Genomic DNA, 14410 nt, shown 5'->3' with positions numbered 1-14410 from the left:
AAGCAGCGATTCTTTCGGATGGTTATTTTAACGATGTTTGTATACGGTTAAATAACATTGAAGTAGCTGGTTCGGAGAAAGATTGGAGGTAACATCACCGTGGAAAGATTAGAAAAGAAAGAGAAAATGGCATATCTGGCATCGCAATGTGAGAAATACAATTTGATCGATGTGAATCTTTATTCAGAATATGATGTTAAGCGTGGTCTAAGGGATTTGAATGGAACTGGTGTATTAGCTGGATTAACGACAATCTCGACTATTTATCCAGAAAAAATCATTGCCGGGAAGCCGATCGAGGCTTGTGGCGAACTGCGTTATCGCGGAATTGACATCAACGAGTTAGTTGCAGGCTTCGTCAATGAAAAACGCTTTGGCTTTGAAGAAGTTGCATATTTATTACTTTTTGGCGAACTGCCAAATAAAACAGATCTTGCGGCGTTTCATTGCCTATTAGCAGAAAAACGTACTTTGCCGACCAATTTTGTTCGTGACGTCATTATGAAAGCACCTTCTTCTGATATCATGAATAGTTTATCTCGCAGTATCTTGACACTGGCAAGTTATGATCCACAAGCAGATGACATCAGCATTGAAAATGTATTGGAACAAAGTCTGATGCTGATCAGTGTCTTTCCGCTCTTGGCAATCTACGGTTATCATGCCTACAATCATTACAATCAAGGGGAGAGTATGTATATCCACCGCCCGACCGAAGAGTTGAGTACAGCTGAAACGATTTTGACTATGCTGCGCCCAACGAAAGAATATAGCTTCCAAGAAGCCCAAACATTGGATATGGCACTCGTTTTGCATATGGAACATGGCGGCGGGAATAATTCGACCTTTACGACACGAGTGGTTACCTCCAGTGGGACGGATACCTATTCAACGATTGCCGCAGCACTAGGTTCTTTGAAAGGACCTAAACACGGTGGTGCCAATATCAAAGTGACAGAAATGATGGGGGATTTGAAGCGCAACGTTGCTGACCTTACCGATGAACAGGCGATCCGCAGCTATTTGGAAGCAGTCTTAGATAAAGAGGCGTTTGACCGTAAAGGCTTGATTTATGGCATGGGCCACGCGGTATATAGCGACAACGACCCCCGTGCGGCGATTTTTAAGAATTATGTGGCAAAACTGGCGCAAGAAAAAGGATCAGAAGCTTGGCAAGAATATCAATTGTATACGATGGTGGAACGTATTGCTCCTCAAGTCATCAATGAAAAGCGCAAAATCTACAAAGGAGTCAGTGCCAATATCGACTTTTTCAGCGGGTTTGTTTATAACATGTTGGATCTACCAGAAGAACTGTATACACCAATGTTTGCTATTGCACGGATCGTCGGTTGGTCCGCCCATCGGATCGAAGAGCTGGTCAACGCACAAAAAATCATGCGCCCCGCCTATAAAGAAGTGTCCAGCGATCGCGAATATATCGATATTGAATCAAGGTAGATCAAAACAGCAGGGAGGACGCTCGCTGCTGTTTTTCATAGGAAAAGCACTTTTTACATAAATAAAGCAGGTTTTTGGCGTATTTTTTATAGAAGAAAAGAGAATAAAATGCTAGATTTGGTGAAGGAAATTGTTATAAACGTCACTATATCAGTGTTTTCCTTTTTTTCACACAGAGATGCAAAAAATGATTATAAAATTAGGTGCTTTTTAGGTATGATAGAAGGTGTGACAAAGGAGGATGACTTATTTAATGAAAATGAAAAAATGGATGGCAATCTCTGTCATTTCCAGTCAATTGTTGACCCTGTTGCCGGTTTCTGCTGCGGCTTCTGCTGTGAGTCGTGAATCAAATGTTGATCAAACGAGTGCATTGATGTCTGTGTCAAGTGAAGACGGAGGAGCAACTACAGAAGCATCGACCGGAGAGTCTGACGTGCCAAGAACGCCAGCTGAAAATGATGAAGCTGTTCCGGCACAACCAGCACCGACGCCGGAACCCGAGCCCAGCCCGGAGCCAACACCAGAACCTGAGCCGAGTCCGGAACCAACACCGGAACCTGAGCCAAGTCCAGAACCGTCAGAACCAACTGAGCCTGCTCCGGAACCGACACCAGAACCCGAGCCTACGCCAATTCCGGCACCGGCACCGGAGGAACAAGATCCAGAGGGGGAACCAAGTCAACCGACAAAACCAGAAACGAACCCGAGCCAGCCAACGCCTGAGATCAAGGAAGTGCCCAATGTACCTGAATTGACAATCACAACACCTCAGACTGGTGGCACGTCAAAATTTGAAGTCACCCCAGTCAAAGAAACATGGGACTTTATTATGGAGATTGGTGAGGATGCCCGTAAAGTCGGCTTAGAAGAAGATCTTTACGCATCTGTGATGATTGCCCAAGCAATCTTAGAATCCGGTAGTGGGCAAAGTCAGTTGAGTCAGGAGCCGTTCTATAATCTTTTTGGGATCAAAGGACTATATGAAGGAAATGGGGTTTCTTTCCCAACACAAGAAGACGATGGAAACGGCAATTTGTACACCATCCGTTCGACCTTCCGTCAGTATGACAGCATCGAATCTTCTTTAAAAGATTATGCGAAATTGTTGAAAGAAGGATTGGCTCACAATCCGAATTTTTATAAAGGCGCTTGGAAGTCAGAAACCGAAACCTATGAAGATGCCACGGAATATTTGACGGGACGGTATGCATCAGATACGCAATACAATGAAAAATTGAACGCTTTGATCGAAGCTTATGCGTTGACGAGTTATGACAAAGAGAAAGCAGAGTTGCCAACGGGTAATGAAAAAATGATTTATCCGGTTAGTGATCCGGTCATCTCATCAATGTTTGGTCCACGGGGTAGCGGGTTCCATCGTGGGGTCGACTTTGCAGCACCTCAAGGAACCCCGATCATGGCTAGTCTTTCAGGAACGGTGATTCGCTCAGAATATCATGCTTCCTGGGGGAATTATGTAGCGATCGAACATCAAAATGGCTTGACGACACTGTATGCTCACAATCACCGCAATTTAGTAGAGGTTGGGCAGACGGTGGAACAAGGCGAAGTGATTGCTTCCATGGGAAGTACGGGGAACAGTACAGGTCCTCACTTGCATTTTGAAGTTAGTCTTTCACCTAGTTTAGCCCGGCATCAACTGATTGATCCATTAGATGCCTTGTCAAAATAACAAAGAAAAAAGGAGAGCAGTGTAGCTGCTTTCTTTTTTTTGTCAAGAAAAACGAATCATTTCAAGAAAATTATGCTTTGAGATTTTTTTAGCGCATTCATTTTATTTCGCATGATAAATTTATTCCGAAAACAAGTGTTTTTCTTTGTAAAAAAAACAAAAAGAATTTATGCTAGAAAGGTAGGGAAAAAAATTCCCAAGAGGAATGTCCACTTTAGACAAGGTCGTGTATGCGACTTTGCGATGTCTCTAGTATCCTTTCTTATTTAACCAAGGAGTGTGAAAAATGACTGACGATCAGCAAACAACGAATGTGTCTAATGAAGCAGCGCAAGCAAGTCCACTGTCCTTTGAAGAGAAAGTCATTGAAACAATTGTTGGTGTCGCTTTGCAGTCAATTGATGGCTTGATTAGTGTAAATGGCAGATTTCTTTCAGATATGACCGAAAACCTTGAAGAACAGCCGCAAGTCGCGTCTGGTATTGATGTGGAAGTTGGCAAAGAAGAGGTTGCAGTTGATTTGGAAGTAATCGTGGCTTACGGCAAAGATATCCCCAAACTCTTTGCGCAAGTCCAAGAAGTGGTCTTAGAAGAAATTAGCCGCTTGACTTCTTTGAAAGTCAAAGAGATCAATATTCGAATCGCCGATATCGTCAAACAGGAAACGATCCATCAAATCGAAGGTTGAGCACCAGACAAAAAATCGAAGTACATCAAAGAGAAAGGAAGAATGAACAAATGATATCACTATATACAACACCCAGCTGTACGTCATGTCGTAAAGCCCGTGCATGGTTGACCGAAAATGAACTACCATTTAAAGAGAGAAACATTTTTAGCGATCCATTAAATAGTGATGAACTAATGGAGATTCTTTCTTTAACGAAAAATGGAACGGAAGACATTATATCTACTCGTTCGAAAGTGTACCAAAAGTTAGACATTGATTTAGAAGAGTTGAAGCTAGAAGAGCTGCTTTCATTGATCGAAAAATACCCGAACTTATTGAAACGACCAATTATATTAGATGAGAACAAACTCCAAGTGGGGTACAATGAAGAAGATATTCGTAAATTCGTGCCACGAAGCTTACGAAAGATCATTTTCAAACGACGCCAAACAGAGCTGCTCATGTTTAATTATCGCCAAAAGCAAGAAGAAGGCGAATCTGTTGCGAACTTTATCTAATAAAATAATAGGAACAAAACCGGCAAATGAATACAGCGATGTATCATTGTCGGTTTTTTAGTATTTTTTCAAGGGTCTTCTTAAGAGGATCCGTAAATCCGTTGATTCCAAAAAAAAACACGATTCCAAAAAGGAATCGTGTCGGTTGAAATCTTAAAGTTTTTGGTTGTAGAATTCAACGACTAGTGCTTCGTCAACTTCTGCAGACAATTCATCACGCTCAGGTAAACGAGTTAATGAACCTTCTAATTTTTCGCTATCAAAGCTTACAAATGACGCGCGGCCAGCTGTTGCTTCAACTGCTTCTTTGATTGTTGAGATGTTTTGTGATTTTTCACGAACGCTGATGACTTGTCCAACTTCAACGTGGTATGAAGGGATATCAACGCGTTTGCCATCAACTAAAACGTGACCGTGGTTTACTAATTGACGTGCTTGACGACGAGTAGTTGCTAAACCTAGACGGTAAACAACGTTATCTAAGCGTTGTTCTAACAAGATCATGAAGTTAACACCGTGTTTACCTTCTTTGATTTTGCTTGCTTTGATAAACAATGTACGGAATTGACGTTCGTTCATGCCATACATATGACGCAATTTTTGTTTCTCAGTTAATTGCATGCCGTATTCTGATTTTTTGCCACGGCTGTTTGGTCCGTGTTGACCTGGAGCGTAAGGGCGACGTGCCAATTCTTTTCCAGTTTCTGATAAAGAAATTCCTAAACGACGAGAAATTTTCCATGATGGTCCTGTATAACGAGACATAATTTAGTTCCTCCAATAAAATAGTTTGGAGTAAAATAATCCGTTGAAAAACTCACATTCGTGCAGTTCGTTCTTCAATCTTCACCTTTGCAGCCGCGGTTACGCAATTGCACCCGAGGGGCAACGAACTGGTGACGAGCTGTTATTTTCCTGCTGCATTATTTTACACAAGGAATAGTATACGACAAACTAGGGGCAAAAGTCAAGATGGAACTGACTTTGGATTTGATGAAAACAAATCTTGAAATTTTTCATTAATTACTTATATTTTCAAATATCTCTTTACAAAACAGCTTTTCGTCATTAGAATATGAAAGTATTGTGCAAATGATAACGAAGTGAAATTATTCATAAAAGGAGTAGAAAAAATGAATCCAGTATCCCCATTATTTGAGAAGATCGATTCTTCCATAGAAAAGAAAATCGATCTGATCAAGAGTAGTTATTTGCGTTACGCTGTACGTGCGATGATGGCTTGTTTATTCTTGACCCTCGGAACAGCTATTGCTTTTGCGATCGCTATGAAAGGTGAATCGATGGTTCACGGGTTAGGAAAAATTTTGTATGCATTTATGTTTAGCTGGTCTTTAGTCATGATTCTTTATATGAACGCAGAATTAGGAACATCGAATATGTTATATATGACTGTTGGGGTTTACCGGAAACGTCTAAGTATTCCTTTGGCATTGAAAATTTTGTTTACGTGCGTCTTATTCAACTTGATCGGCGGCGTGATCTTTGGCTCGATCGTTGCGCTGACAGGTCCGTTCCAAGGACTGACAGCAGATAACTTTATGCTGACCTCGATCACTGCGAAATTAGAAAAATCCACTATCCAAATTTTAGTAGAAGCGATGTTTGCCAATATCGTAGTAAACACAGCCGTGTTAGTAAGTATGCGGATGAAAGATGACGCCGGAAAAATAGCGGCCATCATTTTCATCATCTTCATCTTTGCTTTCTTAGGCTTTGAACACGTTATTGCTAACTTCCCAGCATTTACTTTAGCTTTCTGGGCTTCAGGCGGACACTTGGCAGGTATGACTGTCGGCAGTGTGATCCATAATTTAGTCTTTGCCTTTATCGGCAACTATATCGGCGGTGGCTTGGTCATGGGACTTGGCTATGCATGGTTGAACAACTCAAAATCGACCTATGTCGACTAATCATAATCAAGGAAAAGAAGCAGCGATGCTTCTTTTTTTTACGAAAAAGTGGATTGACAGCTCTTCGACCTTCTGATATCCTTGTTAAAAATCAAACAGAAAACACGTTGATAAAGAAAGTAAGATTTTGCGGAATTCCTGACAGAGAGCCCTGACAGCTGAAAATGGGCGGAAGAAAACGAATCTGAAAATGGCTTTTGAGTGGGTACTTCGAGAAAAATTTTTTTAGAGGTGCACGGCGATCTCCGTTATCATGGATCCCAATATCACGCAGTAGCGTCGCATTGGAGCAGAGGTGTTTGCTGTAAGGCAGATACAAACAAAGGTGGTACCATGTAAGTTATTACATCCTTAGGAGAATACTCTCTTAAGGATTTTTTTTTACCCAAAAAAAGGAGGAATTCAGATGTGTCAATCAATCAATCACCATGAAATCGTTGGAAGTTTTCTGCGGCCAGAACCCCTCAAGAAAGCCAGAGAGGCCTATACCGCAGGTGTTATTTCTGGAAAAGAGTTGAAAGAAGTGGAAGATCAAGCAATCAAGGAGTTGATTGCTAAGCAAAAAGCAGCCGGCCTGAAGGTGGTAAGCGATGGCGAGTTTCGGAGAAGTTATTGGCACCTTGACTTCTTCTGGGGGCTTGCTGGGGTCGAGCATACGCTCATGGAGCAAGGATACTTGTTCCAGGGAGAAGAGACTCGAGCGGATTCAGCGCGACTTGTTGGCAAGGTTGCCTTTGATCCTTCGCATCCTGTATTTGATGAGTATCTGTTTGCGGCCAAAGTTGCCGAGGGAGTACCGGTGCGTCAAAGCATACCGGCGCCTGCACAGTTTTATGCAGAATTGGTTCGTGATACAAATGAAGCTTATGTAGACCGCTTTTATCCAGATCGAGAAGTATTATTTGAGGATATTGGTCGTGCCTATCGAGAAACGATCCTTGCCTTGTATACACTTGGTTGCCGACAGATCAAACTGGATGATTGTACGTGGGGAATGCTAGTTGATCAGAATTTCTGGCAAACGATGACCAATGGTTCATTCGATCCAACCGCATTACAAGAAATATACGTGGAGTTGAATAATCGTGCGTTAGTAGATCTACCAGAGGATCTTCATGTGACGACCCACATTTGTCGTGGCAATTATCACTCGACGTGGGCTACTTCCGGGGGATATGAACCAGTAGCGGCTACTTTGTTTGGTCGTGAGACTGTGGAGGCCTTTTTCTTAGAGTTTGACGACGAGCGCTCCGGTGGCTTTGAACCATTGCGTTACGTGCCGGCTGACAAAAAGGTTGTTTTAGGATTAGTGACGAGCAAAGACGGCCAATTAGAAGACAAAGCTTCCCTAATTGCTCGTATCAATGAAGCCAGTGCCTATATCCCCCTTGATCGTCTCAGCCTGAGCCCGCAATGTGGTTTTGCTTCAACAGAAGAAGGCAATATTTTATCAGAAGAAGAGCAATGGAAAAAAATAAACTTGATTACGGAAGTTGCCCAAGAAGTTTGGGGGCTTCAGGGAGTACCCGCTGTTTAAAAAATGAGAAAGTAGGAGAACAACTATGGCAGAAGTAGAAAGCTTTACACTGGATCACAACAAAGTGATTGCACCATATGTTCGTGTGATCACGACAGAAACTGGAGGAAAGGGAGATACCATCACCAACTACGATTTGCGCTTTGCTCAACCCAACAAAGCAGAGATCCCTACTGGAGCGATCCATACATTGGAGCACCTGTTAGCAGCACTGTTGCGGGATCGGTTAGAAGGAATCATTGATATTTCTCCTTTTGGTTGCCGTACCGGCTTTCATTTGCTTGTTTGGGAACGCTATGAGCCAGCTGAAGTTGCACGGGCATTAAAAGATACATTGACCCAAATCGTAACGGAGATCGAGTGGGAAGACGTTCAAGGAACAGATGCGAAAAGCTGTGGAAACTATCGAGATCATTCATTATTTTCTGCAAAAGAATGGGCAAAATCAGTACTCGAACAAGGAATCAGTGAAGATGCTTTTGAACGGAAAGTTGTTTAGGTGACGGTATGGTATTTCCCCAATTAAAGCAGAAAATCGTTCTTGTCATTGGTGGTGCTCAAGGGATTGGTGCAGCGGTTCGGCGTACATTTTTGACGGAATCAGCGGTCGTTATCGATGCGGATCGTCAATACAAAGATACGTTCAGTCAAACATCGGCTAATGCTTACCAATGTTTTCTCGATATTTGTGAAGAAGCATCCGTTTTGAGACTGCGCGATGAATTAGTTAAACGGCAACTGGTTCCTGACGTTTTGATTCATGTCGCGGGAATTTCGATCATGGATGATTTTTTAGCAAGTCAAACGGAAGACTTCGATCGGGTATTTGCTGTCAACACGCGAGGTGCCTACCTCGTTTTGCGAACATTTACTGCTGAGATGAAACAGGTCAAAAAAGCTGGCCGGGTAGTCGTTATTGCTTCACAAGCAGGGAAAAATCCTTATCGCGGGATGACAGCCTATGTAGCCTCTAAACATGCGGTCATTGGGTTGACGAAAAATTTGGCGTTAGAAGTAGCTGCTGACGGTATTCAGGTCAATGCTGTTTGCCCCGGGATCATTGAAACGGAAATGAAACAGCGTGAACGAGTTGACGGTGCTAAGCTTAGGGGGCTCACAGTAGCAGAAATTGAAGCAGAAGATGCTTCACAAGTGCCCTTAAGACGTACAGGGACACCACAAGATGTTGCGAATGTGGTTTTATTCCTAGCTAGTCCCTTAGCTAGTTATCTGACAGGGCAGGCGATCAACGTTACTGGTGGAATGACGATGCATGGATGAAAAAAGGATCAAAGTAGAAAGGGTGGTTGTGTAATGAAAAAAGCGATTTGGCTAACTTTAGTGAGTGCAGGTCTTTTATTGGTTGGTTGTGGGCAACAAGTAGAAACAAGAACAGAGGATCAAAAGGAGCAAGGGGAGACAGAAAAAGTTGTGATTGGTTCGGTGGGCAGCGATGCTCAGATATGGAAATTTATCGCTGATCTGGATGCCACTCGTGAAGCCGGTTTGACGATCGAAGTCAAGGAGATTGATAGTGGTCCCCAACTTAACACTGCTACAGTTGATGGTGAAGTAGATGTCAATGCCTTCCAGTCATTAGGGTATTTACTGAGTTTCAATCAAGACAGTGAGACGGCTTTGGTGCCGATTGCTACGACGTACATGGAACCGATGGGTATCTATTCTGACAAATATGAGGCGTTATCCGAAGTTCCCGAAGAAGCTACTGTGGCAATAGCTGACAATCCCGCTAATACCGCACGAGGGCTTCGTTTGTTGGAGACGGCAGGATTGATTACGCTATCTGCTGATTTTGATAATGGCACAGGGACACCCTCAGACGTTAGTGACAATCCTAGAAATCTCTCGTTTCGCTTGATCGATGACACAACCGGCCCGCGTATTTTACAAGACGTTGATTTAGCATTGATCAGCAACACTGTTGCGTTTGAAGGAGGACTGAATGTGCTGACAGACTCCCTTTATAAAGAAGAGATCGACCAAAATACGAAAACGAGCATCAATGTCTTAGTCACGACAAAAGACAGACAAGCAGAGCCAGCGCTCCAAAAATTGGCTGCATTATACCACAGTCAGGCGGTTAAAGAATATATTGAAGAAAACTTTGGTGGAACGAAAGTAGATGTACAAGAGGAGATTGAACCCTTATGGCAAGAACTCCAATAACGATCGCAATTGTGGCGGCAATGTCGGAGGAGCTGGCACCCTTTCATCAAATATATCCTGGAAAGCTGTTACGAAAACAAGGAAAATGTTGCATCACTGAGAGTCAGTGGTTCTACGAGGCGATGACAGGATCACTGGTTTTAATAGAAACAGGCATTGGAAAAGCCAATGCCGCATTTGCGACTGGCCTGCTCTGTGAAGGGGCTCGTCCGGATGTCATCATCAACACGGGGTCAGCAGGTGGGCTGAATCCTAAGTGTGCTGTAGGAGATGTTGTTTTTGCCCAACAACTGCTATACAGTGACGTGGATGCAACGGGTTTTTCCTATGATTTCGGACAAGTACCGCAAATGCCTGCTGTGTATCCATTACCGTCAGACTGGCAAAAGAAAATCACAAGGTACTTCGACACTCCGCAATCAACTGCAACCTATAAGCGCCACCAAGGAATGATTTTGACGGCGGATTCCTTTATGAGTAGCCCTGCCTTTGTTGAGCAAGTAAAAACGCGTTTTCCTGAGGCACTGGCTTCGGATATGGAGAGTACAGCGATTGCACAAATAGCAAAATTTTATCGGGTACCTGTAGTGAATATTCGTGGGATCTCCGATCTTGCGGGGGCAGAGGCACCGCAAGTTTTTGAGCAGCAGCTAGCTACTGCTGCGAGACATGCCTTCATAGAAGTTCAGCAGTTTCTGAAATTTCTCTTGAAAGAAGCTATCATCCCTTAACGGAGCGTTGAAATCAGCGCCTATTTGTGTTAAGAATAAGTATGTACGGTTTTTCTTGCTGTTTTTTGTAAAAATGACCGCAACCAAGACCAAAATCTTAGTTACTTCTTAATAGAAAGCGAGCCTTAACCTTTTATGAATCGGAAATTCTTTGCCTTTGATATTGATGGAACCTTGCTTGACTCGAACAAACAGCCACTAGACAGTACGCTAAAAGCCCTTGATCTTTTACGAGATGCTGGCCATTTCGTGACCGTTGCCACTGGGCGCAGTCGTTTCCACGCCCAAGATATTATTCGTTCGTTGTCCTTTGATAATTACATTTTATGTAATGGGGCAGCTGCTTTTCTTTCGCATCAGCAGGTATATAAAAACTTACTCGATGAAACGCAATTGGCTGCTTTCGTGGCAGAAGCCCAAGAGCTTGGGATCGACACGGCATTTGTCGGGATGGATACAGCGAAACGAGCGTCTTCGTTGGATATTGCTAAAATGGAAGCAGCGATGCATTCCTTTGGTGCCCAACTTCCTGAATTGGACATGGATTTTCCTGAAGAAAAAGAAGTCTATCAAGCATTGGCTTTTTACGGAAAAGAGTATGAGCATTTCTTTGACGAGAAATACAGCAAACTGCGTTTTGTGCGTTGGCATGAAAACAGTGTGGATGTCGTTCCAAAAGAAGGCTCCAAAGCAGCAACGATCCTGTGTGTCGCGGAACAATTAGGGATAGCGCAAGAAGATGTGATCTGCTTTGGTGATGGCCAAAACGATCGTGAGATGCTGACCGCCGCAGGTGTCGGTGTGGCCATGGGCAATGCGGTCTCTGAGATCCAACAAGTCGCAGATATGGTGACCGCTAGCAATGATGAAGATGGCATCTGGTTAGCCTTAAAAGAATTACAACTGATTTAAAAGGAATCCTTTAGACATAGCACAGCCGGTTTGCGGCATCTGTGCTATGTTTTTTTGTTTTTTCTCGGTCGCAAAGAAAATAAATTGGTACAATAGAAAAAAAGGGGGAATGCAGCAAATGAAAATCGCATTGATTGCTCATGATCGAAAAAAGGATGTAATGGTAAAATTAGTGACTGCCTATCGAGAAATTTTAGCGCAGCACGAACTTTTTGCAACAGGAACTACGGGAAAGAGAATTGAAGAAGCAACCCAGTTGCCTGTCCACCGCTACAAATCAGGACCGCTGGGAGGAGATCAGCAAATTGGCGCCATGATTTCGCAAGATGATTTGGACATGGTGATCTTTTTGCGCGATCCTTTAGCCGCACAACCCCATGAACCAGATGTAACGGCATTGATTCGCTTGTCAGATGTATACGAGATTCCTTTAGCCACCAATATGGGAACGGCAGAAATCTTGCTGCGCGGGTTAGCAGCTGGCTTTGCTGATTTTCGACAAGTGATCCACGAAACGGACAATCGACCCTTGTCGTTATAGGGAGAACAAAATAATTGAAGAAAAAGGACGTGCAGAATTGAAAGCAATCTTAAAGGATTTTTTGACCTATGCAAAAATGAATACTCGCTCGGACGCGACGAGTCAGAGCATCCCAACGACGCCGGGACAAGTTGAGTTGGCTCTTTTACTAAAAGATCAGTTGATCGAGATGGGGGTAGCGGATGTTGCTTACTATGAAAAGAATAGTTTTGTGATCGGACGTCTACCTGGTAATCCTGAAAAAACGGCGATTGGCTTTATTGCCCATGTAGATACGGCAGATTTCGAAGCTGAAAATATTCAGCCGCAGATCCATGAAAATTACGATGGCAAGGATGTTTGTTTAAATAAAGAAAAAGCCATTTATATGACAACTGCTGAATTTCCGAACCTCAAAGACTATATTGGCGAAACGTTGATCACAACGGATGGAACGACCCTGCTGGGGGCAGATGATAAAGCTGGTATCGCAGAGATCATTGACGCACTGCGCGTCTTACAAACGATGGATGCGCATAAACGTGGCGATGTCTGGGTTGCTTTTGGTCCTGATGAAGAGATTGGGACTGGCGCTGATCGCTTTGATGCGGCGGATTTTCCAGTGGCATTTGCTTACACGATGGACAGTGGTCGTGTGGGGCATATGGAATATGAAACCTTTAATGCTGCTCGTATCGATATAACGATCGATGGTACGAGTGTGCATCCTGGGACTGCTTACGGTCGTTTGGTCAACGCCTTGAAAATCGCGCATCAAATCGACGATGCATTACCAGCAGAGGAAGTTCCTGAACGCACCCGCGGGTATGAAGGTTTTTACCTACTGCACAATTTGACGGGACATATTGGTCGAGCAGAAGTTTCTTATATCATTCGTGATCACGATCATACGCTTTTTGAACAGCGAAAAGCCAACATCGTGGGGATCATTGACGAATTGAACACAGCCTATGGGCAAGAACGTATCACCTATACGCTGTATGACCAATATTACAATATGGGGGATTTGATCAAGAAAGATCCCCGCAGTATCGAAGCTGCCCGAGCAGGGATGCAAGCGATTGGCGTGACGCCGATCGAAGCGCCGTTTCGTGGTGGGACCGATGGCTCGAAAATCACCTATAAAGGCATTCCAACACCGAACTTATTTGTCGGCGGTGAAAACTTCCATGGACAATATGAATTTATTACCGTGGAAGCGATGGAAAAAGCCCGTGATTTGATCGTGGCGATCGTGGAACATGTAGGACAAGAGGACACCACTGTTTCCTAAGAGAATCGAGCGACACGCTAGACCCATGCGAAAGAGTCTAGCGTGTTTTTTTGTTTTGCTGCAGGGAAGAACCGCAAGTGAAAGAACCTTTTTTTTCTGGACCAAAACCCTTATAATAGAAAAGAAGCTAAAAGAGAAGAGGAAAAATGTGTGCGGGTATTATTCATTGGAGATGTAGTTGGTTCATTAGGAAGAGAAACGATCACGGAGTACCTTCCAAAATTAAAAAAGGTGTATCGACCACAGGTGACGATCGCGAACGGTGAGAATGCAGCGGCGGGTCGTGGGATCACTGGTAAAATCTATAAGAAATTTTTGCAAGATGGTGTCGATGTCGTGACATTAGGCAATCATACATGGGACAACCGTGACATTTTTGAATTTATTGGCGATGCGAAGAAAATGATTCGTCCAGCCAATTTTCCAGAAGGAACACCGGGCGTCGGCATGGTATTTGTGAAAGTCAACACCATTGAATTGGCGGTGATCAACATGCAAGCTCGCTCGTTCATGGTCGACCTTGATGATCCGTTTCGCAAAATGGATGAACTGGTTGCGATTGCCCGCAAACGTACACCGTTTATCTTTGTGGATTTTCATGGGGAAACCACCAGCGAAAAACAAGCGATGGGCTGGTATTTGGATGGCCGTGTTTCGGCAGTCGTCGGCACGCATACCCATGTCCAGACCAATGATGCGCGGATTTTGCCCCAAGGAACGGCTTATTTGTCAGATGTCGGTATGACTGGTCCTTATGATGGGATTTTGGGAATGAAACGCGAACCAGTCATTGAGAAATTTTTGACGGCGTTGCCGCAACGATTTGAAGTGATTGAAAAAGGCCGCAGTATTTTGTCGGCTTGCTTGCTTGAGATTGATGAAGCCACTGGTAAAGCAAAATCGATCCGTCCGATCCAAATCAGTGAAGATCGCCCGTTTACAGAATAGGAGAA

15 protein-coding genes and 1 other annotated feature are annotated in these 14410 nt (G+C 43.6%); of the genes, 14 read left to right on the top strand and 1 reads right to left on the bottom strand.

Going from position 1 to position 14410, the window contains the following annotated elements; translation table 11 throughout:
- Positions 1 to 99: 99 nt before the first annotated feature.
- From IAE45_RS08825 to spx, 4 genes are all read left to right on the top strand, one after another.
- Positions 100 to 1461 (top strand): citrate/2-methylcitrate synthase, encoded by a 1362-nt coding sequence (locus IAE45_RS08825; protein ID WP_185932301.1) that lies wholly within the window; start codon positions 100 to 102, stop codon positions 1459 to 1461.
- A gap of 253 nt (positions 1462 to 1714) precedes the next feature.
- Positions 1715 to 3157: a peptidoglycan DD-metalloendopeptidase family protein gene (locus tag IAE45_RS08820; protein ID WP_200125825.1), complete on the top strand. Its 1443-nt coding sequence runs from the start codon at positions 1715 to 1717 to the stop codon at positions 3155 to 3157.
- A 286-nt stretch (positions 3158 to 3443) separates the two neighbouring features.
- Positions 3444 to 3845 (top strand): Asp23/Gls24 family envelope stress response protein, encoded by a 402-nt coding sequence (locus IAE45_RS08815; RefSeq protein WP_200125827.1) that lies wholly within the window; start codon positions 3444 to 3446, stop codon positions 3843 to 3845.
- A gap of 50 nt (positions 3846 to 3895) precedes the next feature.
- A complete protein-coding gene (gene spx / locus IAE45_RS08810; RefSeq protein WP_200125828.1) occupies positions 3896 to 4345 on the top strand; it encodes a transcriptional regulator Spx in 450 nt (149 codons plus the stop codon).
- 153 nt (positions 4346 to 4498) lie between these two features.
- Here the strand turns inward: spx and rpsD are convergent, their stop codons facing one another.
- The gene (gene rpsD / locus IAE45_RS08805) at positions 4499 to 5110 is read right to left on the bottom strand and encodes a 30S ribosomal protein S4 (protein WP_005227158.1); all 612 of its coding nucleotides are present in this window, start codon (positions 5108 to 5110) and stop codon (positions 4499 to 4501) included.
- A 368-nt stretch (positions 5111 to 5478) separates the two neighbouring features.
- On the opposite strand from rpsD, the gene IAE45_RS08800 reads away from it, so the two are divergent.
- From IAE45_RS08800 to IAE45_RS08755, 10 genes are all read left to right on the top strand, one after another.
- On the top strand, positions 5479 to 6276 hold the full coding sequence (locus IAE45_RS08800; RefSeq protein WP_077453877.1) for a formate/nitrite transporter family protein: 798 nt from the start codon (positions 5479 to 5481) through the stop codon (positions 6274 to 6276).
- 98 nt (positions 6277 to 6374) lie between these two features.
- Positions 6375 to 6632: a binding site (T-box leader), on the top strand.
- 50 nt (positions 6633 to 6682) lie between these two features.
- Complete coding sequence (locus IAE45_RS08795) at positions 6683 to 7813, top strand: 5-methyltetrahydropteroyltriglutamate--homocysteine S-methyltransferase (RefSeq protein WP_200125831.1); 1131 nt, start codon at positions 6683 to 6685, stop codon at positions 7811 to 7813.
- Positions 7814 to 7838: 25 nt separating this feature from the next.
- Positions 7839 to 8312, top strand: coding sequence for an S-ribosylhomocysteine lyase (locus IAE45_RS08790; protein WP_081118857.1), 474 nt, complete (start codon positions 7839 to 7841; stop codon positions 8310 to 8312).
- An 8-nt stretch (positions 8313 to 8320) separates the two neighbouring features.
- Positions 8321 to 9094 carry an SDR family oxidoreductase gene (locus tag IAE45_RS08785; protein WP_081118858.1) on the top strand — a complete coding sequence of 258 codons (774 nt, stop codon included), beginning with the start codon at positions 8321 to 8323 and terminating at the stop codon, positions 9092 to 9094.
- 33 nt (positions 9095 to 9127) lie between these two features.
- Positions 9128 to 10000 (top strand): MetQ/NlpA family ABC transporter substrate-binding protein, encoded by an 873-nt coding sequence (locus IAE45_RS08780; RefSeq protein ID WP_142424753.1) that lies wholly within the window; start codon positions 9128 to 9130, stop codon positions 9998 to 10000.
- The gene (locus IAE45_RS08775; RefSeq protein ID WP_233618990.1) at positions 9982 to 10731 is read left to right on the top strand and encodes a 5'-methylthioadenosine/adenosylhomocysteine nucleosidase; all 750 of its coding nucleotides are present in this window, start codon (positions 9982 to 9984) and stop codon (positions 10729 to 10731) included. Before IAE45_RS08780 ends, IAE45_RS08775 begins: the two co-directional genes overlap by 19 nt.
- A 135-nt stretch (positions 10732 to 10866) precedes the next feature.
- Positions 10867 to 11643, top strand: a complete 777-nt coding sequence (locus tag IAE45_RS08770; protein ID WP_081118860.1) for a Cof-type HAD-IIB family hydrolase — start codon at positions 10867 to 10869, stop codon at positions 11641 to 11643.
- Positions 11644 to 11761: 118 nt separating this feature from the next.
- Positions 11762 to 12184 (top strand): methylglyoxal synthase, encoded by a 423-nt coding sequence (locus tag IAE45_RS08765; RefSeq protein WP_008376307.1) that lies wholly within the window; start codon positions 11762 to 11764, stop codon positions 12182 to 12184.
- Positions 12185 to 12221: 37 nt separating this feature from the next.
- A complete protein-coding gene (pepT, locus tag IAE45_RS08760; RefSeq protein ID WP_200125833.1) occupies positions 12222 to 13457 on the top strand; it encodes a peptidase T in 1236 nt (411 codons plus the stop codon).
- Positions 13458 to 13607: 150 nt separating this feature from the next.
- The gene (locus IAE45_RS08755; protein ID WP_005227163.1) at positions 13608 to 14405 is read left to right on the top strand and encodes a TIGR00282 family metallophosphoesterase; all 798 of its coding nucleotides are present in this window, start codon (positions 13608 to 13610) and stop codon (positions 14403 to 14405) included.
- The last annotated feature ends 5 nt before the right edge of the window (positions 14406 to 14410 follow it).

It is taken from the genome of Enterococcus sp. S53 (genome assembly GCF_016516865.1).
Classification (GTDB): domain Bacteria; phylum Bacillota; class Bacilli; order Lactobacillales; family Enterococcaceae; genus Enterococcus_D; species Enterococcus_D innesii.
This window is presented reverse-complemented; position numbering and strand designations above follow the sequence as displayed.

Coding starts and splice junctions, on each gene's coding strand:
- IAE45_RS08765 (WP_008376307.1), top strand. CDS start 11,762: ATGAAAATCGCATTGATTGCTCATGATCGAAAAAAGGATGTAATGGTA.
- spx (WP_200125828.1), top strand. CDS start 3,896: ATGATATCACTATATACAACACCCAGCTGTACGTCATGTCGTAAAGCC.
- IAE45_RS08820 (WP_200125825.1), top strand. CDS start 1,715: ATGAAAATGAAAAAATGGATGGCAATCTCTGTCATTTCCAGTCAATTG.
- IAE45_RS08790 (WP_081118857.1), top strand. CDS start 7,839: ATGGCAGAAGTAGAAAGCTTTACACTGGATCACAACAAAGTGATTGCA.
- IAE45_RS08770 (WP_081118860.1), top strand. CDS start 10,867: ATGAATCGGAAATTCTTTGCCTTTGATATTGATGGAACCTTGCTTGAC.
- IAE45_RS08815 (WP_200125827.1), top strand. CDS start 3,444: ATGACTGACGATCAGCAAACAACGAATGTGTCTAATGAAGCAGCGCAA.
- IAE45_RS08785 (WP_081118858.1), top strand. CDS start 8,321: ATGGTATTTCCCCAATTAAAGCAGAAAATCGTTCTTGTCATTGGTGGT.
- IAE45_RS08775 (WP_233618990.1), top strand. CDS start 9,982: ATGGCAAGAACTCCAATAACGATCGCAATTGTGGCGGCAATGTCGGAG.
- IAE45_RS08795 (WP_200125831.1), top strand. CDS start 6,683: ATGTGTCAATCAATCAATCACCATGAAATCGTTGGAAGTTTTCTGCGG.
- IAE45_RS08780 (WP_142424753.1), top strand. CDS start 9,128: ATGAAAAAAGCGATTTGGCTAACTTTAGTGAGTGCAGGTCTTTTATTG.
- rpsD (WP_005227158.1), bottom strand. CDS start 5,110: ATGTCTCGTTATACAGGACCATCATGGAAAATTTCTCGTCGTTTAGGA.
- IAE45_RS08800 (WP_077453877.1), top strand. CDS start 5,479: ATGAATCCAGTATCCCCATTATTTGAGAAGATCGATTCTTCCATAGAA.